Source organism: Streptomyces sp. NPDC059897 (genome assembly GCF_042730865.1).
Taxonomy (GTDB): Bacteria; Actinomycetota; Actinomycetes; order Streptomycetales; family Streptomycetaceae; genus Streptomyces.
Window position 1 is genome coordinate 1 of the sequence record NZ_JBHWKQ010000071.1, and the last position, 25,261, is coordinate 25,261.

22 protein-coding genes are annotated in these 25,261 nt (G+C 70.8%); 14 read left to right on the plus strand and 8 right to left on the minus strand.

The genetic code is table 11. The features are described from left to right. Positions 1-39 precede the first annotated feature (39 nt). Together ACFV9W_RS38195 and ACFV9W_RS38200 are read right to left on the minus strand one after the other, a co-directional pair. Complete coding sequence (locus ACFV9W_RS38195; protein WP_266715002.1) at positions 40-711, minus strand: TrkA family potassium uptake protein; 672 nt, start codon at positions 709-711, stop codon at positions 40-42. Beyond that, complete coding sequence (locus ACFV9W_RS38200) at positions 711-1,379, minus strand: potassium channel family protein (RefSeq protein WP_385770559.1); 669 nt, start codon at positions 1,377-1,379, stop codon at positions 711-713. The genes ACFV9W_RS38195 and ACFV9W_RS38200 overlap by 1 nt, the downstream gene beginning before the upstream one ends. Positions 1,380-1,648: 269 nt before the next feature. Here ACFV9W_RS38200 and ACFV9W_RS38205 point away from each other — a divergent pair, with 269 nt between their 5' ends. Then, entirely contained in the window at positions 1,649-3,694 is a 2,046-nt protein-coding gene (locus ACFV9W_RS38205) for an APC family permease (RefSeq protein ID WP_385770561.1), read from the plus strand. Between the two features lie 125 nt (positions 3,695-3,819). Beyond that, complete coding sequence (locus ACFV9W_RS38210; protein WP_385770563.1) at positions 3,820-5,148, plus strand: class I SAM-dependent RNA methyltransferase; 1,329 nt, start codon at positions 3,820-3,822, stop codon at positions 5,146-5,148. A gap of 35 nt (positions 5,149-5,183) precedes the next feature. Here the strand turns inward: ACFV9W_RS38210 and ACFV9W_RS38215 are convergent, their stop codons facing one another. Further along, a complete protein-coding gene (locus ACFV9W_RS38215; RefSeq protein ID WP_385770565.1) occupies positions 5,184-5,582 on the minus strand; it encodes a VOC family protein in 399 nt (132 codons plus the stop codon). Between the two features lie 93 nt (positions 5,583-5,675). Between ACFV9W_RS38215 and ACFV9W_RS38220 the strand changes: the two genes are divergently transcribed. Next, complete coding sequence (locus tag ACFV9W_RS38220; RefSeq protein WP_385770567.1) at positions 5,676-6,650, plus strand: helix-turn-helix transcriptional regulator; 975 nt, start codon at positions 5,676-5,678, stop codon at positions 6,648-6,650. 2 nt (positions 6,651-6,652) lie between these two features. Here the strand turns inward: ACFV9W_RS38220 and ACFV9W_RS38225 are convergent, their stop codons facing one another. Then, the gene (locus ACFV9W_RS38225; RefSeq protein ID WP_385770569.1) at positions 6,653-7,681 is read right to left on the minus strand and encodes a LacI family DNA-binding transcriptional regulator; all 1,029 of its coding nucleotides are present in this window, start codon (positions 7,679-7,681) and stop codon (positions 6,653-6,655) included. Next, positions 7,678-10,080, minus strand: coding sequence for a glycoside hydrolase family 2 protein (locus ACFV9W_RS38230; RefSeq protein ID WP_385770571.1), 2,403 nt, complete (start codon positions 10,078-10,080; stop codon positions 7,678-7,680). Before ACFV9W_RS38230 ends, ACFV9W_RS38225 begins: the two co-directional genes overlap by 4 nt. Positions 10,081-10,291: 211 nt before the next feature. Here ACFV9W_RS38230 and ACFV9W_RS38235 point away from each other — a divergent pair, with 211 nt between their 5' ends. From ACFV9W_RS38235 to ACFV9W_RS38250, 4 genes are read left to right on the plus strand one after another with little or no spacing between them, the layout of a single operon-like run. Next, on the plus strand, positions 10,292-11,614 hold the full coding sequence (locus ACFV9W_RS38235; protein WP_385770594.1) for an ABC transporter substrate-binding protein: 1,323 nt from the start codon (positions 10,292-10,294) through the stop codon (positions 11,612-11,614). A gap of 3 nt (positions 11,615-11,617) precedes the next feature. Continuing rightward, the gene (locus ACFV9W_RS38240; RefSeq protein ID WP_385770573.1) at positions 11,618-12,592 is read left to right on the plus strand and encodes a carbohydrate ABC transporter permease; all 975 of its coding nucleotides are present in this window, start codon (positions 11,618-11,620) and stop codon (positions 12,590-12,592) included. Next, positions 12,589-13,458, plus strand: a complete 870-nt coding sequence (locus ACFV9W_RS38245; protein WP_385770575.1) for a carbohydrate ABC transporter permease — start codon at positions 12,589-12,591, stop codon at positions 13,456-13,458. Before ACFV9W_RS38240 ends, ACFV9W_RS38245 begins: the two co-directional genes overlap by 4 nt. Beyond that, positions 13,455-14,522: a LacI family DNA-binding transcriptional regulator gene (locus tag ACFV9W_RS38250; RefSeq protein ID WP_385770577.1), complete on the plus strand. Its 1,068-nt coding sequence runs from the start codon at positions 13,455-13,457 to the stop codon at positions 14,520-14,522. The genes ACFV9W_RS38245 and ACFV9W_RS38250 overlap by 4 nt, the downstream gene beginning before the upstream one ends. On the opposite strand, the gene ACFV9W_RS38255 is transcribed toward ACFV9W_RS38250, so the two are convergent. After that, positions 14,512-15,558 carry a glycosyl hydrolase gene (locus ACFV9W_RS38255; RefSeq protein WP_385770579.1) on the minus strand — a complete coding sequence of 349 codons (1,047 nt, stop codon included), beginning with the start codon at positions 15,556-15,558 and terminating at the stop codon, positions 14,512-14,514. The genes ACFV9W_RS38250 and ACFV9W_RS38255 overlap by 11 nt on opposite strands. Positions 15,559-15,778: 220 nt before the next feature. Here ACFV9W_RS38255 and ACFV9W_RS38260 point away from each other — a divergent pair, with 220 nt between their 5' ends. The 5 genes from ACFV9W_RS38260 to ACFV9W_RS38280 all read left to right on the plus strand — a co-directional run bounded on the left by ACFV9W_RS38260 (position 15,779) and on the right by ACFV9W_RS38280 (position 19,486). Continuing rightward, a complete protein-coding gene (locus ACFV9W_RS38260) occupies positions 15,779-16,591 on the plus strand; it encodes an ABC transporter ATP-binding protein (protein ID WP_385770596.1) in 813 nt (270 codons plus the stop codon). A 106-nt stretch (positions 16,592-16,697) separates the two neighbouring features. Beyond that, positions 16,698-17,078: a cell division protein SepF gene (locus tag ACFV9W_RS38265; protein WP_385770598.1), complete on the plus strand. Its 381-nt coding sequence runs from the start codon at positions 16,698-16,700 to the stop codon at positions 17,076-17,078. A gap of 109 nt (positions 17,079-17,187) precedes the next feature. Then, a complete protein-coding gene (locus ACFV9W_RS38270) occupies positions 17,188-18,354 on the plus strand; it encodes an ATP-binding protein (RefSeq protein ID WP_385770581.1) in 1,167 nt (388 codons plus the stop codon). Next, positions 18,351-18,746, plus strand: coding sequence for a nucleotide pyrophosphohydrolase (locus ACFV9W_RS38275; protein ID WP_385770583.1), 396 nt, complete (start codon positions 18,351-18,353; stop codon positions 18,744-18,746). Before ACFV9W_RS38270 ends, ACFV9W_RS38275 begins: the two co-directional genes overlap by 4 nt. A 236-nt stretch (positions 18,747-18,982) precedes the next feature. Then, the gene (locus ACFV9W_RS38280) at positions 18,983-19,486 is read left to right on the plus strand and encodes a DUF6099 family protein (protein WP_385770585.1); all 504 of its coding nucleotides are present in this window, start codon (positions 18,983-18,985) and stop codon (positions 19,484-19,486) included. A 118-nt stretch (positions 19,487-19,604) separates the two neighbouring features. On the opposite strand, the gene ACFV9W_RS38285 is transcribed toward ACFV9W_RS38280, so the two are convergent. Together ACFV9W_RS38285 and ACFV9W_RS38290 are read right to left on the minus strand one after the other, a co-directional pair. Beyond that, a complete protein-coding gene (locus ACFV9W_RS38285) occupies positions 19,605-19,793 on the minus strand; it encodes a hypothetical protein (protein WP_385770586.1) in 189 nt (62 codons plus the stop codon). Positions 19,794-20,014: 221 nt separating this feature from the next. Then, entirely contained in the window at positions 20,015-20,938 is a 924-nt protein-coding gene (locus ACFV9W_RS38290) for an LLM class F420-dependent oxidoreductase (protein WP_385770588.1), read from the minus strand. A gap of 105 nt (positions 20,939-21,043) precedes the next feature. Here ACFV9W_RS38290 and ACFV9W_RS38295 point away from each other — a divergent pair, with 105 nt between their 5' ends. Further along, positions 21,044-22,561: a 3' terminal RNA ribose 2'-O-methyltransferase Hen1 gene (locus tag ACFV9W_RS38295; RefSeq protein ID WP_385770590.1), complete on the plus strand. Its 1,518-nt coding sequence runs from the start codon at positions 21,044-21,046 to the stop codon at positions 22,559-22,561. Continuing rightward, positions 22,558-25,137, plus strand: coding sequence for a polynucleotide kinase-phosphatase (locus ACFV9W_RS38300; RefSeq protein WP_385770592.1), 2,580 nt, complete (start codon positions 22,558-22,560; stop codon positions 25,135-25,137). Before ACFV9W_RS38295 ends, ACFV9W_RS38300 begins: the two co-directional genes overlap by 4 nt. Positions 25,138-25,261: the final 124 nt, after the last annotated feature.

Consider the following 25,261-nt stretch of genomic DNA (forward strand, 5'->3'; position numbering starts at 1 on the left):
CGAGCGAGATGCTCGGGGCCGCCGCCTTCGTTCCACGCGCTACGCGTCCTCGCGCCGCACCGACAGCAGGTCCTCCAGCTGCTCCTCGCGCGCCTGCGCCGCGACGAACAGCAGCTCGTCGCCCGCCTCGAGCGAGTCCTCCGCGCTGGGGGCCAGCACCCGGGTGCCGCGGATGATCGTCACCAGGGACGTGTCCTGCGGCCACTGGACGTCGCCGACCCGGGTGCCGGCCAGGGCCGACTCCTCCGGAAGCGTCAGCTCCACCAGGTTCGCGTCGCCGTGGCTGAAGCGGAGCAGGCGGACGAGATCGCCCACGCTGACCGCCTCTTCGACGAGCGCCGACATGAGGCGCGGCGTCGAGACGGCCACGTCCACGCCCCACGACTCGTTGAACAGCCACTCGTTCTTCGGGTTGTTGACGCGGGCGACGACCCGCGGGACCCCGTACTCGGTCTTCGCGAGCAGCGAGACGACCAGGTTGACCTTGTCGTCGCCGGTGGCCGCGATGACCACGTTGCAGCGCTGCAGCGCCGCCTCGTCCAGGGAAGTGATCTCGCAGGCGTCGGCGAGCAGCCACTCCGCCTGCGGCACGCGCTCGACCGAGATGGCCGTCGGCGCCTTGTCGACGAGGAGCACCTCGTGACCGTTCTCCAGGAGCTCGCCCGCGATCGAGCGGCCGACCGCCCCGGCTCCGGCAATGGCGACCCTCATCAGTGACCGCCCTCCTCAGGGCCCTCGGCGAACGCCGCCTCGACCTTCTCGACGTCGTTCGTGCGCATCATCACGTGCACGAGGTCGCCCTCCTGCAGCACCGTCTGCGACGTCGGCAGGATCGCCTCGCCGAGCCGGGTCAGGAACGCGACGCGCACGCCCGTCTCCTCCTGGAGGCGGCTGATCTTCTGGCCGATCCAGGACTCCGACGCGTGCACCTCGGCGAGCTGTACGCCACCGGTGGGATCGCGCCACAGCGGCTCCGCGCCGGACGGCAGGAGGCGCCGCAGCATCTGGTCGGCGGTCCAGCGGACCGTGGCGACCGTCGGGATGCCCAGGCGCTGGTAGACCTCCGCGCGGCGGGGGTCGTAGATGCGCGCCGCCACGTTCTCGATGCCGAACATCTCGCGCGCCACACGCGCGGCGATGATGTTCGAGTTGTCGCCGCTGGAGACGGCGGCGAAGGCGCCGGCGTCCTCGATCCCCGCTTCGCGCAGGGTGTCCTGGTCGAAACCGACGCCGGTGACGCGACGGCCGCCGAAACCCGAACCCAGGCGACGGAACGCCGTCGGGTCCTGATCGACCACGGCGACCGTGTGGCCCTGCTGCTCCAGGGTCTGGGCGAGTTGGGACCCTACTCGGCCACAGCCCATGATCACGATATGCACGGCCCTACCCCGCACTCCTCATAGGCCTTTTGACCTGCGTAAACGTCCTGCTCATGTCTCTCTCTCGCGGCTCGGTCAAGCCCGTGCGGCTTAATCTCGGGCACGATGCGGGCTGCTGTGCGGCTCGCGCTCTGGACCACCGTATCGGCTCTACAGGGGAACTCGTCCTCCGCGTCGGCGGCGAGATCGCCGAAGGGTGGCGCAGAGCACGAAGCCAAATGGGGGTGGTGGGTGGGCGGCCCCCCGTTCGAACGCTTACGATCCTCTCCGTGTCCAAACTGACCGACGTGCCCAAACGGATCTTGATCGGGCGCGCTCTGCGCAGTGACCGGCTGGGCGAAACGCTCCTGCCGAAGCGCATCGCTCTCCCCGTTTTCGCCTCCGACCCGCTGTCCTCCGTCGCGTACGCGCCAGGCGAGGTGTTGCTGGTCCTGTCCATCGCGGGCGTGTCGGCGTATCACTTCAGCCCCTGGATCGCGGTCGCGGTCGTCGTGCTGATGTTCACGGTTGTCGCCTCCTACCGCCAGAACGTCCACGCCTACCCGAGCGGTGGCGGCGACTACGAGGTGGCGAACACCAACCTCGGGCCGAAGGCGGGCCTGACCGTCGCGAGCGCGCTGCTCGTCGACTACGTCCTGACCGTGGCCGTGTCGATCTCCTCCGGCATCGAGAACCTCGGCTCCGCGATCCCCTTCGTGGTCGAGCACAAGGTGCTGTGCGCGGTCGCCGTCATCGTGCTGCTCACGGTGATGAACCTGCGCGGTGTGAAGGAGTCGGGGAAGCTGTTCGCGATTCCCACGTACGTCTTCGTGGTCGGCGTCTTCATCATGATCGCCTGGGGTGCGTTCCGCGGGATCGTCCTCGACGACTCCATGAAGGCCCCCACCGCCGACTTCCACATCAAGGCCGAGCACCAGGGCCTCGCGGGCTTCGCGCTCGTCTTCCTGCTGCTGCGCGCCTTCTCCTCCGGATGTGCGGCGCTCACCGGCGTCGAGGCGATCTCCAACGGCGTACCGGCGTTCCGCAAGCCCAAGTCGAAGAACGCGGCGAGCACCCTCGCGCTGATGGGCGCTCTCGCCGTCACCATGTTCTGCGGAATCATCGGGCTCGCCCTCGCCACCGACGTGCGGATGGCCGAGAACCCGGCCAAGGACCTGATCCACAACGGCGCGGCGGTCGGCTCCGGCTTCGTCCAGGACCCCGTGATCTCGCAGGTCGCCGAGGCCGTGTTCGGCGGCGGCAGCTTCATGTTCCTGATCCTCGCGGCCGCCACCGCCCTCGTCCTCTTCCTCGCGGCCAACACGGCGTACAACGGCTTCCCGCTGCTCGGCTCGATCCTCGCCCAGGACCGCTACCTGCCGCGCCAGCTGCACACCCGCGGCGACCGCCTCGCGTTCTCCAACGGCATCGTGCTGCTCGCCGGCGCCGCGGCCCTCCTGGTCGTCATCTACGGGGCCGACTCGACCCGGCTGATCCAGCTGTACATCGTGGGCGTCTTCGTGTCGTTCACGCTCAGCCAGATCGGCATGGTCCGGCACTGGAACCGGCACCTCGCCGCCGAGCGCGACCAGGCCAAGCGCCGCCGCATGATCCGCTCCCGCGCGATCAACACCTTCGGCGCGTTCTTCACCGGCCTCGTCCTCGTGGTCGTCCTCCTCACGAAGTTCACGCACGGCGCGTGGGTCGCCCTGCTCGGCATGTGCATCTTCTTCGTGACGATGACCGTGATCCGCAGGCACTACGACCGGGTCGCCGAGGAGATCGCCGCCCCGGAGACCCCGACGGACGACAGCGTGCGCCCCTCGCGCGTGCATTCGATCGTCCTGGTGTCGAAGATCCACCGTCCGACGCTGCGTGCCCTCGCGTACGCGAAGCTGATGCGCACGGACACCCTTGAGGCCTTGAGCGTCAACGTTGATCCAGTGGAGACGAAGACCTTGAGGGACGAGTGGGAGCGTCGAGGCATTGACGTACCGCTCAAGGTTCTTGATTCGCCCTACCGGGAAATCACCCGGCCGATCATCGAGTACGTCAAGAACCTCCGCAAGGAGTCCCCGCGCGACGCGGTCAGCGTGATCATCCCCGAGTACGTGGTCGGCCACTGGTACGAGCACCTGCTGCACAACCAGAGCGCGCTGCGTCTGAAGGGCCGACTGCTCTTCACCCCCGGCATCATGGTGACCTCCGTCCCGTACCAGCTGGAGTCCTCCGAGGCCGCGAAGAAGCGGGCCCGCAGGCGCTCCGAGTGGAACGCGCCGGGTGCGGTGCGCCGCGGTCCGGTGGAGAAGCGTCCGAAGGAGCCCAGCTCCAAGTAGGCCGATCCGTGCCCTGGTGAGCGGCCGGGCGACAGCCACGTAAACTGGTGGGCTGTTGTCCGGCCGCTCTTCCGTTTCCGTGGCCGCGACGCCGAAGACTTCCCCTTACGTACTGGAGCCCCGCCATGCAGGCAGAACCGACGAAGTCACTGGTGGGGGAGGAGTACGAGGTCGAGGTCGGCCCCGTCGCGCACGGCGGTCACTGCATCGCGCGCACGGCCGAGGGCCAGGTCCTCTTCGTCCGGCACACGCTGCCCGGCGAGCGGGTCGTGGCGCGGGTGACCGAGGGCGAGGAGGGCGCGCGCTTCCTGCGTGCCGACGCCGTCGAGGTCCTCGAAGCCGCCAAGGACCGCGTCGAGGCGCCTTGCCCGTACTCCGGTCCGGGCCGCTGCGGCGGCTGCGACTGGCAGCACGCGAAGCCCGGCGCGCAGCGCCGCCTCAAGGGCGAGGTCATCGCCGAGCAGCTCCAGCGCCTCGCGGGCCTCACCCCCGAGGAGGCCGGCTGGGACGGCACGGTCATGCCGGCCGAGGGCGACAAGCTCCCGTCGGGCGAGGTCCCGCAGTGGCGCACGCGCGTCCAGTACGCGATCGACGCGGACGGCAACGCGGGCCTGCGCCGCCACCGCTCGCACGAGGTCGAGCCGATCGAGCACTGCATGATCGCCGCGGCGGGCGTGTCCGAACTGGGCATCGAGAAGCGCGACTGGGCCGGCATGGACTCGGTCGAGGCGATCGCGGCGAGCGGCTCCCAGGACCGGCAGGTGATCCTCACGCCGAAGCCCGGCGCCCGGCTGCCGATCGTCGAGCTCGACAAGCCGGTCTCCGTCATGCGCGTCGAGGAGAAGGACGGCGGCGTGCACCGCGTCCACGGCCGCCCCTTCGTGCGCGAGCGCGCCGACGACCGCACCTACCGTGTCGGCAGCGGCGGCTTCTGGCAGGTCCACCCGAAGGCGGCGGACACGCTGATGCGCGCCGTCATGCAGGGCCTGCTGCCGCGCAAGGGCGACATGGCGCTCGACCTGTACTGCGGCGTCGGCCTCTTCGCGGGCGCGCTCGCGGACCGGATCGGCGACAAGGGCGCGGTCCTCGGCATCGAGTCCGGCAAGCGCGCCGTCGAGGACGCCCGGCACAACCTGGAGTCCTTCGACCGCGTCCGCATCGAGCAGGGCAAGGTCGAGGCGGTCCTGCCGCGCACCGGCATCTCCGAGGTCGACCTCATCGTCCTGGACCCGCCGCGCGCGGGCGCGGGCAAGAAGACGGTCACCCACCTCACGACGCTCGGCGCCCGCCGCATCGCCTACGTCGCCTGCGACCCGGCCGCCCTCGCGCGCGACATCGGGTACTTCCAGGAGGGTGGGTACCGGGTGCGGACGCTGCGGGCGTTCGACCTGTTCCCGATGACACATCACGTGGAGTGCGTGGCGATCCTGGAGCCGGTGAAGAAGGACGCCTGACCCACGGCCCCGCCGGGGGCGCGTGCGCGAGGGTGTCACCGCGCGAACTTCGCCGCGGCCTCCGCAGTGACCGGCGTGAAGAAGTTGACCAGGTTGCCGTCGGGGTCGCGCAGCAGGAGGGAGCGGTTGCCCCAAGGCATCGTGGTGGGCTCATTGACGAAGTCCGTCACGTGGCCGGACAGGTCCCGATAGGCGCTGTCCACGTCCTCGACGAGGAACTCGGTGATCACGCTGTCGTTGGCCGCCGGGCGGGCCGAGCCCGGGGCGAACAGCGGGACCGTGCGGGTACTGGCGATCGCGAGCGTGGCGCCCGGTGTCCGCAGTTCGGCGAAGTCCTCGGTCGCCCACGCCGCGGTCACGCCCGTGGCCCGTTCGTAGAACGCGACGAGGCGTGCGACGTCGGCCGTGATGATGCGGATCGATACGAAGTCCATGAGGTCTCCCTGAGTTGTGGGCGGGTCGGGTGCTTCGCAGGCTAGGAGCAATAGCGGACAGAATCGGTCCGGTATCGGCGTTAGCCTGCGAGCATGTCCCGACCCGCAGGCCGCGTGCTCACCCTCCTCGAGCTGCTGCAGTCCGGCGGCACCCGGACCGTCGCCGAACTCGCCGACCGGCTGGGCGTCGACGGACGCACCGTGCGGCGGTACGTCGACCACCTCGTCGACCTCGACGTCCCCGTGGAGTCGGTGCGCGGCCGCTACGGCGGGTACCGGCTCGGCCCCGGCCACCGGCTGCCCCCGCTCATGCTGAGCGACGACGAGGCGCTGGCCGTGCTGCTCGGCCTGATCGCCGGCCGGCGGGCGGGGCTCACGGCGGCGGGCGGCACGGCGGGCGAGACCGCCGCGGCGAAGATCCGGCGGGTGCTGCCGAGGCCGCTCGCCCGGCGCCTCGACACACTCCTCGACGCGCTCTCCTTCACCGACGCGCCCGGCGAGCAGCCTCCCGCCCCGGACTCCGGGGTGCTGCTCGCCGTCGCCGACGCGGTGCGCCACCGCCGCCCGGTCTCGGTCCGGTACGTCGACGGGGAGGGCCGGCGCAGCGAGCGCACGCTGCACCCGTACGGGATCGTCGCCCACGCCGACCGCTGGTACGTCGCCGGGCGGGACGCCGGGCTCGGCGAGGACCGGACCCTGCGGCTCGACCGGATCGCGGACGCGCGTTCGCTGCCCGGCACGTTCGAGGAGCCGGAGGGGCCCGATCCGGAGCAGCGCGTGCTGTCGGGGCTCGCCACGGCCGCGTACCGGTACGAGGTGACCCTGCGGATCCACGGCACCGTCGAGCAGATCCGGGCCCGGCTCCCCGCGAGCGTCGCGGTCCTGGACGAGACCGAGCCCGCCACCGAGCGCGGGCGGCACGTCGAGCTGCGGGTGCAGCGCCTCGACTGGCTGCCCCCGGTGCTCGCCTCGCTCGACCGGCCGTTCGTGGTCGAGGGGCCCGCCGAACTCCGCGAGCTCGTAGGTGAGTTCGCCGAGCGACTCGCCTCGTACGCCCGCCGGACCTGACGTCACCCCCGCGGCGGCGCCGTCGACCCCCTCGGCGTGAGCGAAGGCGTCGGGACCGGGCCCGGTTTCGCCGGGTTGCCCGCGATGATGTCGAAGAGGACGCGGGTGACCTGCGCCCCGAAGCTGTGCACGTCGTGGCTCATCGCGGACAGCGTGGGGTGGGTGAGGCGGCAGAGCTGGGAGTCGTCCCAGGCGAGCAGCGAGAGATCGTCGGGGACCGCCACCCCCATCTCGGCGGCGACCCCGAGCCCGGCCACCGCCATGATGTCGTTGTCGTAGACGATCGCGGTCGGCCGGTCGGGGCGCAGCAGGAGGGAGCGCGTGGCGCGGGCCCCCTCCTCGTCCGCGAAGCCGGTGGTGAGGTGCAGGCTGGAGTCCAGGCCGAGCCCGTGCAGCGTCGACTGGAACGCCTCCTCCCGGATCGCGCTGTGCCCGAGGTCGGCCGGGCCGCCGACGCGGGCGATCCTGCGGTGGCCGAGCGCCGCGAGATAGTGCACGGCCTCCGTCATCGCGGTGGCGTCGTCGGTCCACACGGAGGGCAGGCCGCCCGTGAGGTCGGGGTGGCCGACCGCGACGGCCGGGAGTCCGAGCCGGGTGAGCGGTTCGACGCGCGGGTCGTCCTGGTGGAAGTCGACCAGCACGCTGCCGCCGATCTGCCGCTCGCGCCACCACGTCTGCTGGAGCGCGATCTCCTCCTCCAGGCTGCTGACCAGGCGGAGCAGGAGCGAGCAGGAGTGCTCGGCGAGGACGCTCTCGATGCCGGAGATGAACTCCATGTAGAACGGTTCGAGGCCGAGCAGCCGCGCCGGGCGGCACAGCGCGAGGCCGATCGTGTCCGTGGTGCGCCGGGAGAGGCTGCGCGCCGAGGAGTTCGGCGCCCAGCCCAGCTCCCGAGCGGCGGCGAAGATCCGCTCACGGGTGGCCTCGGAGAGCCCCGGCTTCTGATTGAACGCGATCGACACCGCACCCTTGGACACCCCGGCGGCCGCCGCGACGTCCTTGATGGTGACGTTGCGGATGGGGGCGCTCACGCCGGTTCCACGCAGAAGAGGGCGGCGCGGATCGCGTTGGCTCCCGCGCCGCGTGCGCCGGTGAGGCGGATCCGGGCCCGCTCGCCGGGCAGCAGCGTGACCAGGCCCCGGTCGGCGCGCGCGTGCGGGGCGACACGGTCGGGCTGGAGCAGCAGGTCGCGTACGAGGGTCTGGGCGGTCACCACGACGTCGACTGTATCCGGGTCCCCGCCGACGGTCTCGGTCACGACCGTGAAGCCGGGCTCGGGGTAGCCGAACTCCTTGTCCCGTACGGGGAAGTGCAGCGCACGCGAGCCGTCCGCGTCCGCCACCAGGAACTCCTTGGCCGAACCCGCCGCGGGCAGCACCGAGCGCGGCACCTGTATCCGCGTCACCTGACGTGCGCCCGCGGTCGCCCGCAGCCGGGTCTGCCCGGCCATGGTTCCGTCGGTGCGCATCAGGCGCAGGGTGACGGTGGTGGTCCAGGGTGTGGCGCCCAGGTTGGACAGCACCAACTCCGGCTCCCCGTCGCCAGGTCGCAGGGTCAGGAGCCGGTCCGCGTACACCCGTCGCAGCTCGTGGTGGAGCGGCTTGAGGTGGCCGTCGCCGTCGACCGCGGACCAGGAGCTGACCGGCCAGCAGTCGTTGAGCTGCCATACGACGGTGCCCGCGCAGCGCGGCCAGTTGGCACGCCAGTGCTCGATGCCGGTGGCGACGGCGCGGGCCTGTACGACCTGGGTCAGGTAGTGCCAGCGGTCGAAGTCGCCCTCGGGTGGGGCGAAATGGCGCTCCAGGCCGCGCTGAAGCTTCCCGTTCCCGTCCTCCGCCTTCTGGTGGTGCAGCATGCCGGGGGAGTCTGGCGCGAGCCGCTCGCCGGGCAGGGCGCGGCGCAGCGTGGCCATGGCGGGCGGCGCCTGCCAGCCGAACTCGGCGACGAAGCGGGGGACTTCGGACAGGTACTCGGTGTAGTCGAGCCGGTTCCACACCTCCCACGAGTGGAACGTGCCGTGGTCGACGTCGTTCGGGTGGTGGTCCCAGGAGCCGGACCAGGGGCTGCCGGCGGTGTACGGACGTGTCGGGTCCAGCTCGGCGACCACGCGCGGCAGCAGACCGAGGTAGTAGCCCTCGCCCCAGGAGTCCCCGGCGAGCTCGTCCTCCCAGCCCCACTCGCGAAAGCCCCACAGGTTCTCGTTGTTGCCGTTCCACAGGACGAGGCTGGGGTGCGGCATCAAACGCACCACGTTCTCGCGGGCCTCGGCCTCCACCTCGCCGCGCAGCGGCTGCTCCTCAGGGTAGGCGGAGCAGGCGAAGGGGAAGTCCTGCCAGACCATGAGGCCCAGCTCGTCGCACGCGTCGTAGAAGGCGTCGTCCTCGTAGATGCCGCCGCCCCAGATGCGGACGAGATCGACGTTCGCCTCCGCGGCCTGGGTGAGGCGGGTGCGGTAGCGCTCGGGGGTGATGCGGGAGGGCAGCACGTCGTCGGGGATCCAGTTGACGCCGCGTACGAAGATGCGGACGCCGTTGACGACGAAGGTGAAGCCGGTGCCGTGGTCGTCGGCGCTCTGGTCGATCTCGACGGTGCGGAAGCCGATGCGGTGCTGCCAGGTGTCCAGTTCCTCCGTGCCGTCGAGCAGCGTCAACTCGGCGTCGTACAACGGTTGTTCACCGTGCCCGCGCGGCCACCACAGGCGTACGTCGGGAACGTCCAGGACGAGGGCGGCCGTGTCGCCCTCAACGGACACCTGTGTCTCCACTCCTGCCACCGAGGCCCGCGCGGTCAGCGGTCGACCGGCGCCACACTCGGTGCGTTCGACCTCAACTCGCAACTCGACGCGCCCTGTTGAGCCATCGACCGTCACCAGCGGCCGCACCCGCGCGAGGCGTGCGGTCGACCAGCGCTCGATCCGGACCGGGCGCCACAGGCCCGCCGTCACCACGGTGGGGCCCCAGTCCCAGCCGAAGGAGCAGGCCATCTTGCGGATGTACTGGGACGGCGCGGGATAGACGTTGGGGCGTTCTCCCGTCAACTCCCGCACAGCAGCCGCCTCTTCGTAGGCGGAGGCGAACTCCACCCGCAGTTCGCCGGAGCGGCCGGTGACGTCGAAGCGGTACGAACGGTGCATGTTGCGGGTACTGGCCAGCGGTTCCCCGTCGAGGGAGATGCGGGCCGCCGTGTCGATGCCGTCGAAGACCAAGTCGGCGCGCTCGTGCGGCCCTTGAGTCGCATCCAGGGGGCGTACGTATGTCCAGGAGCGCCGGCCCACCCACTCGACCTCCTGCTCGTTCGTGCCGAGGAGCGGGTCCGGGATCAGGCCCGCGGCCAGCAGGTCGGTGTGGACACAGCCGGGGACACGGGCGGGGAGCCCGGTCCCGTCGTGGTCGAGGCTCCAGTCCTCGCCGAGCTGGACGGCGTCCTTCATAGTGCGGCTCCCATCGGGCGTACAGCAGGCCTGAGTTCGCGATCCGCGCCAACTTAACTCCGGTTGTGTGAACCGGTCTAGTCCCCTTTCCTCAGGGCTAGTTACTGGTTCATCGCACCAAGGGGCTTTACCGGTTCACGGTTCGCTGCCATAGTGCCGTCAGCCGCTGGGCCTGAGCCGTCAAACCCTCGAAGGAGTGGGGCACATGAGGATGAAGCCGAGCAAGCCGTTGGGCGTCGCGTTGCTCGCCACCGCGATGCTGGCCGTCGCGGGGTGCAGTGGAGGAAGCACGGGCACGGGTGGGGAGGCGAAGGCACCCACCGACCCCAAGGACGTGTCGGGCACCATCACCGTCCTGACCCACCGCACCGATCTCGTGCAGAGCGGCGCGATGAAGAAGTACGCCGCCGAGTTCAACAAGACGTACCCCAAGGTGAAGGTCGAGTTCGAGGGCATCACCGACTACGAGGGCGAAGTCAAGATCCGCATGAACACCGAGAACTACGGTGACGTGCTGATGATCCCCGGCGTCATCGCCAAGAACGACTACCCGAAGTTCTTCGCCCCGCTCGGCGAGACCTCCGACCTGAAGAAGACGTACCGCTTCACCGGCAAGACGGACGTGAAGGGGAAGACGTACGGCATCGCCAGCTTCGGCACGGTCAACGGATTCCTCTACAACAAGGCCGTGTGGAAGAAGGCCGGCATCACCAAGTGGCCGACCACACCACAGGAGTTGCTCGACGACCTCAAGGCGGTCAAGGGGAAGACGGACTCGGTGCCGTACTACACGAACTTCAAGGACGGCTGGCCGCTCAGCAGCCCCTGGTCCAACTCCATCGGCTCCGTCAGCTGCGACGCGCTCGCCAACGACAAGCTCGCCGACGACAAGAAGCCGTGGGCCGAGGGCAGCGACCTCAACGTCATCGACACGCTGCTCCACGACATCGTCCACGACCAGTACGCGGAGCAGGACCCGACCACCACCAACTGGGAGAACTCCAAGAACCTGCTGGCCAAGGGCAAGATATCGAGCATGCTGCTCGGCTCCTGGGCCGTCACTCAGATGCGGGACGCCGCGAAGAAGGCGGGCGAGAACCCGGACGACATCGGGTTCATGCCGTTCCCCGTGCAGAAGGACGGGCAGTTCTGCGCCACCCTGCTCTCCGACTACCAGCAGGCCGTGAACATCCACTCCGAGCACAAGGCCGCGGCCCGGGCCTGGATCGACTGGTTCACCGAGAAGTCCGGTTACGCGGCCAAGGAGGGCGCCGTCTCCGCGCTGCGCTCCGCGCCGATGCCGGCCACGCTGAAGCCCTTCGAGGACAACGATGTCAAGTACATCGAGCGCTCGGAGGCCAGGACCGCCCAGGTCAACACCATCGACAACGCGGCGGAGATCGGGTTCAGCAAGCCGGACTACCGGCAGAAGCTCGTCGACATCGCGCGGGGGGCACAGAAGGGGTCGTTGGAGGGGTACTTCGCGGAGCTTGATGAGCGGTGGGGCGACGCCGCCGCCACGGCGGGCGGGTGAGTCATGGCTTCCGATGTGAAGTCCACCGTGACGCCGACCGGGCCTACGTCGCGGGGCTCTGCCCCGGGCCCCGCCGGCTCTCGCCCCAGAGCGGGGCTCAATAAGGCGGCTCGGAACTGGCTCACCCGCGTCACCCCCTGGCTGTTTCTGCTCGTGCCGCTCGGGTTGTTGATCACGTTCACGTACGTGCCGGTCGGCAACATGCTCTACTACAGCTTCACCGACTGGGACGGCGTCAGCCCCGACCGGAACTTCACCGGGGTCGACAACTACACCCAACTCTTCACGCGGCCAGAGCTGTTCAGGGTGTTCTTCGTCAGCATCTACTATCTGGCCGCGTCCGCCGTGCAGATCGTGATCGCGCTCTACTTCGCGACGGTGCTCAGCTTCGACCTGCGCTTCCGCAACCTCTTCAAGGGCATCCTGTTCTTCCCGTATCTGATCAACGGCGTCGCCATCGGCTTCGTCTTCCTGTACTTCTTCCAGGACGGCGGCACCCTCGACTCGGTCCTGTCGTGGTTCGGGGTCGGTGGTGACCACGCGTGGCTCGGTGACGCGGAGTCGGCGAACACCTCGCTCGCCGGGGTGTCCGTGTGGCGGTTCACCGGCCTCAACTTCGTGCTGTTCCTCGGCGCGATCCAGTCGATCCCGGGGGAGTTGTACGAAGCCGCGCAGCTCGACGGAGCCAGCCGCTGGCAGCAGTTCCGGCACATCATCGCGCCGGGCATCAAGCCGGTGATCGGCCTCAGCGTCATCCTCGCGGTCTCCGGCTCGCTCGCCGTCTTCGAGATCCCGTACATCATGACCGGCGGCGCGACCGGGACGTCGACCTTCGTCATCCAGACGGTGAAGCTCGCCTTCCAGTTCAACAAGACGGGGCTCGCGTCGGCCTGCGCCGTGGTGCTGCTCCTGATCATCCTGCTGATCACGTGGATCCAGCGCCGCCTGGTGCCCGACGAGAAGGTGGACCTCGTATGACCGCGCTTCCTGTACCGGACCGGTCCGCCACCGCCCGCAGGCGGCCGCGCGTCGGCACGGCACTCACGTATCTGTCGCTGGTCGTCGCCGCCCTCGTGGTCCTGGTGCCGCTCGCCGTCGTGTTCCTCACCTCGCTGAAGTCGTCGGGCGAACTCACGCGGGACGGCGGGGCGTTCAGCCTGCCCGACGACTGGCTGAACCTCTCCAACTACGTCACGGCCTTCCGCGACGGCAAGATGCTCACGGCGTTCGGGAACACGGCGTTCATCCTGCTGTTCTCGATCACCGGCACCGTCCTCATCGGCTCGATGACGGCGTACGCGATCGACCGCTTCCGGTTCCGGCTGAAGAAGACGGTCATGGCGCTCTTCCTGTTCGCCACGCTCGTGCCGGGGGTGACGACGCAGGTCGCCACCTTCCAAGTGGTCAACAGCTTCGGCCTGTTCGACTCACGGTGGGCGCCGATCCTGCTCTACATGGGCACGGACATCGTCTCGATCTACATCTTCCTGCAGTTCATCAGGTCCATCCCGACCTCACTCGACGAGGCCGCGAGGATCGACGGCGCCAACACCTTCACCATCTACTGGAAGATCATCCTGCCGCTGCTCAAGCCGGCCATCGCCACCGTCGTCATCGTCAAGGGCATCACGACGTACAACGACTTCTACATCCCGTTCCTCTACATGCCGTCCGAGGAGCACGGCACGATCTCCACGGCCCTGTTCCGCTTCAAGGGGCCGTTCGGCGCGCACTGGGAGAGCATCTCCGCCGGCGCGATCCTCGTGATCCTGCCGACGCTGCTCGTCTTCCTCTTCCTGCAGCGCTACATCTACAACGGCTTCGCGGCCGGTGCCACGAAATGACCGGCCGTCCCGCACGACGCGTCACGATCACCGACGTCGCGGCGCGCGCGGGGGTGTCGCGGGGCGCGGTCTCCCTCGCGTACAACAACCGCCCCGGGGTCTCCGACGCCACGCGGACACGCATCATGGCGGCGGTCGGCGAACTGGGCTGGTCGCCGAACCGGACGCCGAGCGAGCTGTCCGGCCCGGCGACCGGCGCCGCGGACACCGTCGGCCTCGTCATCGCGCGCCCGGCACGGCAGCTCCAACTAGAGCCGTTCTACGTGGAGTTCATCTCCGGCGCCGAATCCGTCCTGGAGGAGCACGGCTGCTCGCTCCTCCTCCACCTGGTGCGCGACACCGCCCGGGAGATCGCCGTGCACCGGCACTGGTGGCGTTCCCGCCGGATCGCCGGATCCATCCTGGTCGACCTCCAGCACGACGACCCGCGGATCACGGCGCTCCCCGCGATCGGACTCCCGGCCGTCGCGGTCGGCCACCCGTCCCTGACCGGCGGCTACACCTCGGTGTGGACGGACGACGAGACCGCCGTGCGCGAGGCGGTGCGGCATCTCGCCGCGCTCGGGCACCGGCGGATCGCCCGGGTCGGGGGCCACCCGGCGCTCGGCCACACCATCCTGCGCACCTCCGCGCTGAACCGGGCTGTCGCCGACCTCGGCCTCGAAGCGGCCCGCAGTGTCACCACCGACTTCTCCGGCGAGCAGGGAGCCCGCGCCACCCGCGGGCTGCTCTCCTCCGCGCGGCCGCCCACGGCGATCGTCTACGACAACGACATCATGGCCGTCGCGGGTCTCGCGGCGGCCGCCGAACTGGGCCTGAGCGTCCCGGACGACGTCAGCCTCATCGCCTGGGACGACTCCCAGCTGTGCCGGCTCACGCACCCGGGGCTGTCCGCCATGAGCCACGACATCTTCGCCTTCGGCGCCGATGTCACCCGCCGCCTCTTCGATGTCGTCCACCGCCGCAACCCTTCGTCTGAGCCGGTCGCGCCGCCCGTGCTCGTGCCCCGCGGCAGTTGCGCGCCGCCGCGGGGCACGGGTCCGGTGTCGGGGATCAGAGCGTGAGCTCGCCCTGGTTCAGGACGCGGGGGTGGAAGTACGTCGACTGGATCTCGGCGTTGGTGTTGTTCCCGCGCAGCTGCTCGGACCACAGCATGAACCAGGCCCACTGGGGCTGGCTCGAGAGCAGCGCGGCGTTCGGCATCTTGCCCATTTCCGCGATGGCCATGGGCTTGGTACCGGCGATGCTCCGCATCTGCTGATAGTCGGCGGAACTCGGGTAATTCTTGTACCAGGCGTCGAGGGACACGACATCGACATACTGGCTGCCGGGGTAATAGCGGCTCCAGCCGCCCGCCGGATTGTCCTGCACGTTCCACACCCAGATCAGATTGTCCAGGCCCTTGGTGTTGGCCAGGTAGTCGCGTGTGATCTGATAGAGACGCGCGCTGCCGTTCGCGCCCGGCCGGTTTCCCCACCAGTTCCACGACTCGTTCATTTCGTGGAGCGGACGGAAGAGGGCGGGAACTCCCGCGTCCTTCAACTGCTTGAGATACGGCACGACTTCGTCGAGCCGTTTCTTCCACGCCGTGTTCAGGGCGCTGCCGTCGGTGACGAGCTGGGAGAACTGCGCATCCGAGATGTTCGACTTCACGCCGCCCTCGAACGCACAGCTGCTGCCCCCGGTCGGCGGGCAGACATGCCAGGTCAGGCTGACCAGTGACCCGTTCTTCCACTCCGTCTTCGCCTGGTCGACCACCCGCTGCCGGTTCGCCGCATCGGTGGCGTTGAACATCAGGTCGCCGCCCCACAGGCCGGGGTACTGGCCGGTGATGTCCTTGACCTGCTGCGTGTACTGGCCGGGTGCGGTGGCGGGTTCCTTGTTGTGCTGGCCGGAAATGATGTGATTCCCGGAAACGGACCGTAAATAATTCAGCACGGTCTGCTTGGAGCTCGGCGGGAATGCCTGGGCGGATTCGCTCGCGGGCCAGGCGAAGAGGCCCGCAGCGATGGCTGCGGACGCCGCCACGAAGGCGACGCCGTGTTTGATTCTTTTCATGGTGTCCCAGCTCTCGGGAATGAGCGGAATGCTTGTCGCCAAGACGGTGGCGGTAATTGCGTCGGGCGTCAATGGGTTCCGGGGATTCCCGGGGGCTGTGGGTCGCATTGTTTACTGAACGTTTTGTAAACTCCGCAGCGGCGTCCAAGCCGCTCGGCGGCCCCGCACCCGTCCACGACTCGGACGCCCGCCCGGATAAATGGCGTTTACAGCTACTCTCCGTCCGTCGTGCGACGAGACTGGAGGCGCCATGAGCGGGACGATGGACGGGGATCGGGGCGAGGGCCGTACCGTGGCCGCTCTCGACGGTGTGAGCCTGCGCCGCTACACCACCGGCCAGGTCATTCTCGACGGCATCGACTGGACCGTGCGGTCCGGTGAGCACTGGGCGTTGCTCGGGCCGAACGGCGCGGGCAAGACCAGCATCCTGCGGCTCGTCGGCGCCACGAACCACCCCACCACCGGCACCGTCGAGGTCCTCGGTCACCGGCTCGGCCGGGTCGACGTCCGCGAGCTGCGTGCCCTCATCGGCCACGTCTCCACCTCGCAGCGCGTCCCGCAGGATCTGCCCGGCCACACCGTCGTCCTCACCGGCCACAGCGGCACCGTCCAGCCGCTGTGGAAGTCGTACGACGACGAGGTGCGCGAGCGGGCCCACGCGCTGCTCGCCGAACTCCAGATCAAGGAACTCGCCGACCGCCCCTACGGGGTGTGCTCCGGCGGCCAGCGCGCCCGCCTCCTCATCGCCCGCGCCCTCATGGCCGACCCGGCGCTGCTCCTGCTCGACGAGCCGTTCAACGCGCTTGATCTGCCCTCTCGGGAGGACCTCATCGACACGATGCGGCAACTCGCCGCCGGGCGGCCCGAGTTGGCGACCGTCACCGTCACCCACCACCTGGAAGAGCTCTCCCCGGCCATCAGTCACGCCCTCCTGCTGCGCGAGGGCCGCGTCCTCGCCGACGGCGCCGTCGGCGACGTGCTGACGAAGGACCTGATGACGTCCTGCTTCGGGCGTCCCATCGAGGTCACACGGCATGCGGGGCGCTGGCTGGCGCGTTCGAGCGGCCAGGTGTGACCGGACGCACGGACTCCGCACCGTGTCGGTGTTGGGCCGAACGGGTTACATGACGTAAGAATTGGGCGGTGCAGACACAAGTGCGAGCCCAAACGGGGTGGGGGAACTGAACAGCCACGACGTCACCGACGAACAGTGGGAAGGGCTCGCCCAGGTCGTGCCGCTGCGCAGCCGCAACGAGTGGCCGTCAGCCGTCGACCACCGGGCGATGCCCGACGCGGAGACCGAACCGCGGCGCCGCTTCGTGGTCCTGCGCGTCAACGTCTTCGGCGACGCGCGCGAGGTCGCCGAGACCGTCATGTCCGGCATCCCGGTGCTGCTCGACCTGACCGGTGCCGAGACCGAAGTGGCCAAGCGGGTCCTGGACTTCAGCAGTGGCGTCGTCATGGGCCTCGGCTGCGGCATGCACCGCGTCGACCGCAATGTCTTCCTGCTGGCCCCTCCCGGCACCGAGGTCCAAGGGCTGGTGCAGGGCGCCGTCTCCTGAGCACGGATCGGCGGACGTCGGGGCAAGCCCGGGAGGCATAGTCCCCCGATCGTAGGAAGGGCGTACCGCGCAAACGGTTCTGCGCCGCCGACCCGCCTACGTTCGTCCCATGACCGTGCTCCGCCGGGGCTCGACCCCGACCCCCGGCGCGTCCCCCGACCGTCCGCGCGTGACCCGGCTCAGGCTCGCCGCCTACGCCCGCCACCGCGGCACCACCGTCCCCCTCGGCCCGTTCACCGCCGTGTCGGGCCCCAGCGGCAGCGGCAAGACCAGCCTGCTGCACGCCTTCGCGGCGCTCGCGGGACTCGGCGGCGGTGCACACCTCGCGGACGTGTTCCCCGACCCCCGCGCCTACGTTCCCGAGCGCGCCCGGCCCGACGCCCAACGGCGCCGCGGATTCCACATCGGCTGCACCGTCGAGGGCCCGGCCGGACCCGTACGGCTCGACCTGGCCGTCCAGGTGGAACCCGAACTCCGCGTCGTCGGCGAACGGCTGACCGGTCCCGACATCACGTACCTGGAGACCGCCCTGCGCGACCCCGGCCGGCGTGACGTCCAGGCCGCCTGGCACACCGCGGGATCCGTGCCCGTGACCCGCGGACCGCTCCCCGACGACCTGCTCGGCACCGCGATGCTTCCCCTGCGCGTCGCCGGCCGCACCGCGGGGCAGCGCAAGGTTCTCGCCGCGGCGGAACAGGTCGTCGTCGGACTGCGCTCCACCTTCGCCTGCGACCCCGACCCCGCGCGGATGCGCGTCCCGGCCCCCGCGGCGGCCGACCGCCTGCACGGCGGCTGCGGCAACCTCGCCGCCGTACTGCGCCGCACCGGAGCCGAATGCGCCACCCGGCACGCGCTGTTCGTCGCGGCGGCCCGCGCGGGGCTCGTGGGGCCGGTGGCGGATGTACGTGCCGTGGCCGCGCCCAACGGGGCCGTGCGTGCCGTCGTCGACCGGGGCGGCGGGGTGACCAGCCCCGTCGAGCGGCTCGCCGACGGTGAGTTGAGGTACCTGGCGCTTGCGCTCGTGCTGCTCACCGGGCCCCGGGTGCTCGCCGTCGACGCGGCGGCCGAGGTGCCGGAGGCGTACCAGAGCCTGACGGTCCTCGCGGACGGCTTCGACCGGGGCCTCGACCGCACCCAGTGCGCCGAACTCACGGCGCTGGCCGCCCGGATGTGCGCCCGCGGGCACATCCGGCTCGTCGCCGCCGTGGGCGAGGGCTCCGAGGCGGAGCGGGGAGCGCGGGCGCAGGGGGCGGCGATGGTAGACCTGGGGCGATGAACGAGGAACACGAAGAACCCCGCCGCTCGGGCGACCACGCGCAAGACCGGCCACTCGATGTGGCGGCCCTGCAAGCGCGCCTGGCCCGCTTCGCGGTCGCCCGCGACTGGCAGCCCTTCCACACGCCGAAGAACCTGGCCGCCGCGCTGAGCGTCGAGGCGTCCGAACTGGTCGAGATCTTCCAGTGGTTGACGCCCGAACAGTCGGCCCGCGTGATGGAGGACCCGGACTCGGCCCACCGGGTCGAGGACGAGATCGCCGACGTCCTCGCGTATCTCCTGCAACTCTGCGAGGTCCTGGGCGTCGACGCGCTGGCCGCGCTGTCCGCGAAGATCGACCGCAACGAGCGGCGGTTCCCGGCGCGGGGCGAGGGGCCGGGCAGAGCCGGGTAGGGCCGAGTAGAGCCGGGTGGAGCCGGGTGGAGCCGGGTGGAGCCGGGGCTGTTGGCGGAGGCACCGGCTCCGCCAACTGCCCGCCAGAACACCGAATGTCACTCTCCGGAGTCATCGACTTATCCACATCCGGCCGTGTGTCCACAGATTTCGGGCTTCCCCTGGCTTTTCGCCGCTCATACCTTCACTCTGGGTAGTGGACGAAGGAGTTCGGGCGGGAGACGGACGGGGACGCGATGGATGCGGTACGGCTCATCGGGGTCGGCCGACGGGCCCTGGCGCAGAGCCAGGACCCGCGGGACATCATGAGGGAGGCATGGCAGGCACAGGCCTTGGCGCAGGCGATGGGGAGCCGCCTCGCGATGCAGGGGCCACCGGAATTACGGGGCGAGGCGCTGGGGCTGAGCGAAGCGGGGGCGCGCGGCAGCGGCGGATCGGCGACACCGGTCGTGGGAGCGGGGGGAATACGGGCGGCCCAGCTGACCGAACTGGGCGATGTGCACCAGGCGTTGACGGACCTCGGGGCGCTGCTCGGCGACGTGGGCATCGCGCTCGTCGCGGTGGCGAGCGAGTCGTTCGAGGAGGGGGCCTACTGGCAGTGCATGGAAGCGATCGACGCGGCGGACGAATCGCGGGACAGAATCCTCGAGATACTGCGGCGGCTCCCGGAGGGCGGCCGTGCGCTGCCCCTCGCCGACCGGGAGCACGTGCCGGAGCCGGACTCGGACTCGGCGGCGTGAGACCGGCGGGCGCGGAGCCGGGCCGGCGCGCGCATGGCCCGGGGCCCGGAAGAAGGGGCCGGGCTCCGGAGCCGACCCCGGGCGGCGCCGCGGGCGCCTGACGCGGTGGGCGTCCCGGTCAGCTGTCCTCACCGGTCGGCGGCGAAGTCCTGGGCGGCTGCTGGAGGTCGGCGTCGAGCTGCGTGAGGTCGGCGTTGAGCGCGGCCATCAGCTCTTCCATCTGTTGCAGCAGGCCCTTGGGTGCGCCTTCCTGCTCCGGCGCGGACGTGTCGTGCACGGCCCCATCGGGCGCGGCTTCCTGGGACATGGCGGCCTCCTCGGCCCTCGCCCTCCGTCAGGGGAGGGGAGTTGACGCAATCGTGACGCCCGGCAGCGACCGCCGGCGCGGGTGCCGGGCGGTCCGGCTCCGCTCGAGTCAACGATCACGACCGGGGCCGGGTCACTGCACACCCCCGCCACCACGCACCGGGTTGACGCGATTTCACCCGACCGTGGAGATGGGGCCGAGGGGGCCCGCGCCGCCGTGGCTCAGCTGAGCTGCGGTGCCACCTCGGACGCGATCAGGTCCAGGTGGTCCAGATCGTCGAGGTCGAGCATCTGGAGGTACATCCGTTGGGAACCCACGGCTTGGTAGGCGGCGAGGCGTTCGACGACCTCGGCGGGGGAGCCGGCGAGGCCGTTGGCCTTGAGCTCGTCGACGTCGCGGCCGATGGCGTCGGCGCGGCGCTTGACCTCGGCGTCGGTGCGGCCGACGCAGGCGATGAGGGCGTTGGAGTAGGTGAGCGCGTCCTGGGCGCGGCCGTGCTCACCTGCCGCGGCCTTCACGCGCTTGAACTGCAGCTCCGTGTCGGCGATCGAGGCGAAGGGGATGTTGAACTCGGTGGCGAACCGGGCGGCGAGCGCCGGGGTCTTCTTGGCGCCGTGGCCGCCGACGAGGATCGGGACGCGCGGCTGGGTGGGCTTGGGCAGGGCGGGGGAGTCCTTCAACTGGTAGAAGGTTCCGTCGTAGTTGAAGCGCTGTCCGACCGGCGTCTCCCACAGGCCCGTCACGATGGCGAGCTGCTCCTCGAGGCGCCCGAACTTCTCCTTCGGGAACGGGATGCCGTACGCCGAGTGCTCCTCCTCGTACCAGCCGGAGCCGAGCCCCAGTTCGACGCGGCCGCCGGACATCTGGTCGACCTGCGCGACCTGGATGGCGAGCACGCCGGGGAGCCGGAAGGTGCCGGCGGTCATCAGCGTGCCGAGCCGGATGCGGCTCGTCTCGCGGGCGAGCCCGGCGAGCGTCGTCCAGGCGTCCGTGGGGCCCGGAAGGCCGTCGACGGATCCCATGTGGAGGTAGTGGTCCGAGCGGAAGAAGGCTCCGTAGTTCAAGTCCTCGGCGGCCTTGGCGACGCGGAGCAGCGTCTCGTAGGTCGCGCCCTGCTGCGGTTCGGTGAATACGCGAAGATCCATGTACCCATCATGCAGGTCAGGGGCGCGCGCTTCGATGATGCGGGCGCCGTCGGGCGGGCGAAAACCCATGGTGGGGAGCGCGGGGCGGGAGCCATACTCGGCCGTGTGCTTCTGACGATCTCGACCACCGGCAATGCCGCGAATCCGGCCACCGACCTGGGCTTTCTGCTGCACAAGCATCCGGCGAACGCCCAGTCCTTCAGCACGGCGCACGGCACCGCGCACGTCTTCTACCCCGAGGCGGGCGATGAGCGGTGCACGGCCGCGCTGTTGCTGGAGGTCGACCCCGTGGCGCTGGCCCGGCGGGGCAAGGGCAAGGGCCGGGGCGGCGCGCCCGACGCGGCGCTCGCGCAGTACGTGAACGACCGGCCGTACGCCGCGTCGTCGCTGCTCGCCGTCGCGTTGAGCAACGTCTTCTCCAGCGCGCTGCGCGGTGTGTGCAGGGCCCGTCCGGAGCGCGCGGAGCAGGCGCTGCCGTTGCGCGTCGAGGTGCCGGCGCTGCCCGCGCGCGGCGGCCCCGACCTCGTACGGCAGCTGTTCGAGCCGCTGGGGTGGGCGGTCGAGGCGACGGCGGTACCGCTGGACGAGGAGTTCCCGGAGTGGGGCGACTCGCGGTACGTGCGGCTGGTCCTGGAGGGCGAGTTGCGGCTCGCGCACGCGCTGCGGCACCTGTACGTGCTGCTGCCGGTGCTCGACGACGCCAAGCACTACTGGGTCTCGGCCGACGAGGTCGACAAGCTGCTGCGCGCGGGGGACGGCTGGCTGGCCGGGCACCCGGAGCAGAAGCTGATCGTCGGCCGGTATCTGTCGCGGCGCTGGTCGCTGACCCGGCAGGCCATGGAGCGCTTGGAGCTGGCCCGGCTCGCGGACGCCGACGACACGGACGTCGAGGAGATCGACAACGCCGTGGACGAGGAGAGCGACACCGAGGAGCGGCCGGTGCCGCTGGCGGTGCGGCGCAGGGAGGCGATCCTCGACGCGCTGCGGGAGGCCGGCGCCGCCCGGGTGCTCGATCTGGGCTGCGGGCAGGGCCAGTTGGTGGGCGAGCTGCTCAAGGACGTGCGGTTCACCGAGATCGTGGGTGTGGATGTGTCCGTGCGGGCGCTCACCGTCGCCTCCCGGCGGCTCAGGCTGGAGCAGATGGGGGAGCGGCAGTCCGCTCGGGTGCGGCTGACGCAGGGCTCGCTCGCGTACACCGACAAGCGGCTCAAGGGGTACGACGCCGCGGTGCTCAGCGAGGTCATCGAGCACCTCGACCTGCCGCGGCTGCCCGCGCTGGAGTACGCGGTGTTCGGTTCGGCGCGGCCCCGTACGGTCGTCGTGACCACGCCGAACGTCGAGTACAACGTCCGCTGGGAGACGCTGCCCGCCGGGCACGTCCGGCACGGCGACCACCGGTTCGAGTGGACGCGGGCCGAGTTCCGCGCGTGGGCGGAGCGGGTCGCGGCGCGGCACGGATACGCGGTGCGGTACGTGCCGGTGGGGGAGGACGACCCGGAGGTGGGGCCGCCGACGCAGATGGCGGTGTTCACGGCGAGCGAGACGCCGACCGGGACGACCACCGAGACGGCGGCCGAGTCCGCCACGAGGAACGAGAACGAGAAGGGGGCGACAGCCGCATGAGCACCGCGAGCACCACAGGTACCACCGACACCACCGAAGGGCGCGTGCTGCCCGTCACCGATCTCTCGCTCGTCGTGCTGATCGGGGCGTCCGGTTCGGGCAAGTCCACGTTCGCGCGCGCCCACTTCGGGCCGACCGAGGTGATCTCCAGCGACTTCTGCCGCGGCCTGGTGGCCGACGACGAGAACGACCAGGGCGCGAGCGGCGACGCCTTCGACGTGCTGCACTACATCGCGGGCAAGCGGCTCGCGGCCGGCCGCCTGACCGTGGTCGACGCGACCAACGTGCAGCAGGAGTCGCGCCGCCAGCTCGTCGAGCTGGCGCGGAAGTACGACGTGCTGCCCATCGCCATCGTGCTCGACGTGCCGGAGGACGTGTGCGCCTCGCGGAACGCCGAGCGCACCGACCGTGCCGACATGCCGCGCCGCGTCATCACCCGGCACACCCGTGAACTGCGGCGCTCGGTCAAGCACTTGGAGCGCGAGGGCTTCCGCAAGGTGCACGTCCTGCGCGGCGCCGCGCAGGTCGAGGGCGCGAGCGTCGTACGCGAGAAGCGGTTCAACGATCTGACGCACCTCACCGGACCGTTCGACATCATCGGCGACATCCACGGCTGCGCGAGCGAACTCGACACGCTGCTCGGCAAGTTGGGCTACGTGGACGGGGAGCACCCCGAAGGGCGGACCGCCGTCTTCGTCGGCGACCTCGTCGACCGCGGGCCCGACACGCCCGGCGTGCTGCGCCGCGTCATGGGCATGGTGCGGGCCGGCACGGCGCTGTGCGTGCCCGGTAACCACGAGAACAAGCTGGGCCGTTGGCTGAAGGGCCGCAATGTGCGGCACACGCACGGCCTCGCCGAGACGGTCGAGCAGCTGGGCGGGGAGAGCGAGGAGTTCCGCGCCGAGGTGCGCGCGTTCGTCGACGGGCTGGTCAGCCACTACGTCCTCGACGGCGGAAAGCTCGTCGTGTGCCACGCCGGGCTGCCCGAGCGGTACCACGGCCGCACGTCCGGGCGGGTCCGCTCGCACGCGCTGTACGGGGACACGACCGGCGAGACCGACGAGTTCGGGCTGCCCGTGCGCTACCCGTGGGCGGAGGACTATCGCGGCAAGGCGGCCGTGGTCTACGGCCACACCCCGGTGCCGACCGCCACATGGCTCAACAACACCATCTGCCTCGACACCGGCGCCGTGTTCGGCGGGAAGCTCACCGCGCTGCGCTGGCCGGAGCGTGAGCTGGTCGACGTACCGGCCGAGCAGGTCTGGTACGAGCCGGCCAGGCCGCTGGTCACCGAGGCGCCGGGCGGGCACGAGGGGCGGCCGCTGGACCTCGCCGATGTGCACGGCCGGCGGAGCGTGGAGACGCGGCACACGGGCCGGGTCACCGTGCGCGAGGAGAACGCGGCGGCGGCCCTGGAGGTCATGAGCCGGTTCGCGGTCGACCCGCGGCTGGTGCCGTACCTGCCGCCGACGATGGCGCCGACCGCCACGTCGTCGCGGGACGGGTACCTGGAGCACCCGGAGGAGGCCTTCGCCCAGTACGCGGCCGACGGTGTGGAGCGGGTCGTGTGCGAGGAGAAGCACATGGGTTCGCGGGCCGTGGTGCTGGTGTGCCGGGACGCGGAGGCGGCGCGGGAGCGGTTCGGCGTGTGCGACGAGGGCGGCGAACCGGTCACCGGTTCGGTGTGCACGCGCACCGGGCGGCCGTTCTTCGACGACGCGGCGACCACCGAGGCGGTCCTCGGGCGGGTGCGGGACGCCGTCACCGCCGCCGGGCTGTGGGAGGAGCTGGACACCGACTGGGTGCTCTTCGACGCCGAGTTGCTGCCGTGGTCGCTGAAGGCGTCCGGGCTGCTGCGCGCGCAGTACGCGGCGGTGGGCGCGGCGTCCGGCGCCGCGTTCCCGAGCGCGCTCGGGGCGCTGGAGGCGGCGGCCGGCCGGGGCGTCGACGTGGGCGGGCTGCTGGAGCGGCAGCGCGGCCGGGCGGCCGACGCGGCGGCGTTCACGGACGCGTACCGGCGCTACTGCTGGAGCACCGACGGGCTCGACGGGGTGCGGCTCGCGCCGTTCCAGATCCTGGCCACCCGGGGGCGCTCGCTCGCCGCGCTGCCGCACGACGAGCAGCTCGCGCTCATCGACCGGGTCGTCGCGCACGACACGACCGGGCTGCTCCGGACGACACGGAGGCTGTACGTCGACACGGGGGACGAGGCGTCCGTGCGGGCCGGGGTCGACTGGTGGCTGGAGATGACCGGGCGGGGCGGCGAGGGCATGGTCGTCAAGCCGGTCGGGGCGCTGGTGCGGGACGCGAAGGGGCGGCTCGTGCAGCCGGGGGTGAAGTGCCGTGGGCGCGAGTACCTCCGGATCGTGTACGGGCCGGAGTACACGCGGCCGGAGAATCTGGTGAAGCTGCGGCAGCGGTTTCTCGGGCACAAGCGGTCGTTGGCGATCCGGGAGTACGGGTTGGGCCTGGAGGCCCTGGACCGGCTCGCGGACGGGGAGCCGTTGTGGCGGGTGCACGAGGCGGTGTTCGCGGTACTGGCCCTCGAGTCGGAGCCGGTCGACCCTCGGCTCTGACGTTCGGCCCGGCCACCCGTGGTGGCGGCCTCGGGGCTCCGCCCCGGACCCCGCGCCTCAAACGCCGGCGGGGCTGGAAAAGATCGGGGCTCTGCCCCGTACCCCGCGAGTCTCGTCCCAGAGC

Bases quoted from the DNA above. Each gene is read 5' to 3' on its own strand.
- ACFV9W_RS38290 (WP_385770588.1), bottom strand. From the start codon at position 20,938: ATGGATCTTCGCGTATTCACCGAACCGCAGCAGGGCGCGACCTACGAG.
- ACFV9W_RS38285 (WP_385770586.1), bottom strand. From the start codon at position 19,793: ATGTCCCAGGAAGCCGCGCCCGATGGGGCCGTGCACGACACGTCCGCG.
- ACFV9W_RS38220 (WP_385770567.1), top strand. From the start codon at position 5,676: ATGTCCCGACCCGCAGGCCGCGTGCTCACCCTCCTCGAGCTGCTGCAG.
- ACFV9W_RS38245 (WP_385770575.1), top strand. From the start codon at position 12,589: ATGACCGCGCTTCCTGTACCGGACCGGTCCGCCACCGCCCGCAGGCGG.
- ACFV9W_RS38240 (WP_385770573.1), top strand. From the start codon at position 11,618: ATGGCTTCCGATGTGAAGTCCACCGTGACGCCGACCGGGCCTACGTCG.
- ACFV9W_RS38215 (WP_385770565.1), bottom strand. From the start codon at position 5,582: ATGGACTTCGTATCGATCCGCATCATCACGGCCGACGTCGCACGCCTC.
- ACFV9W_RS38260 (WP_385770596.1), top strand. From the start codon at position 15,779: ATGGACGGGGATCGGGGCGAGGGCCGTACCGTGGCCGCTCTCGACGGT.
- ACFV9W_RS38250 (WP_385770577.1), top strand. From the start codon at position 13,455: ATGACCGGCCGTCCCGCACGACGCGTCACGATCACCGACGTCGCGGCG.
- ACFV9W_RS38195 (WP_266715002.1), bottom strand. From the start codon at position 711: ATGAGGGTCGCCATTGCCGGAGCCGGGGCGGTCGGCCGCTCGATCGCG.
- ACFV9W_RS38210 (WP_385770563.1), top strand. From the start codon at position 3,820: ATGCAGGCAGAACCGACGAAGTCACTGGTGGGGGAGGAGTACGAGGTC.
- ACFV9W_RS38275 (WP_385770583.1), top strand. From the start codon at position 18,351: ATGAACGAGGAACACGAAGAACCCCGCCGCTCGGGCGACCACGCGCAA.
- ACFV9W_RS38300 (WP_385770592.1), top strand. From the start codon at position 22,558: ATGAGCACCGCGAGCACCACAGGTACCACCGACACCACCGAAGGGCGC.
- ACFV9W_RS38280 (WP_385770585.1), top strand. From the start codon at position 18,983: ATGGATGCGGTACGGCTCATCGGGGTCGGCCGACGGGCCCTGGCGCAG.
- ACFV9W_RS38270 (WP_385770581.1), top strand. From the start codon at position 17,188: ATGACCGTGCTCCGCCGGGGCTCGACCCCGACCCCCGGCGCGTCCCCC.
- ACFV9W_RS38235 (WP_385770594.1), top strand. From the start codon at position 10,292: ATGAAGCCGAGCAAGCCGTTGGGCGTCGCGTTGCTCGCCACCGCGATG.
- ACFV9W_RS38230 (WP_385770571.1), bottom strand. From the start codon at position 10,080: ATGAAGGACGCCGTCCAGCTCGGCGAGGACTGGAGCCTCGACCACGAC.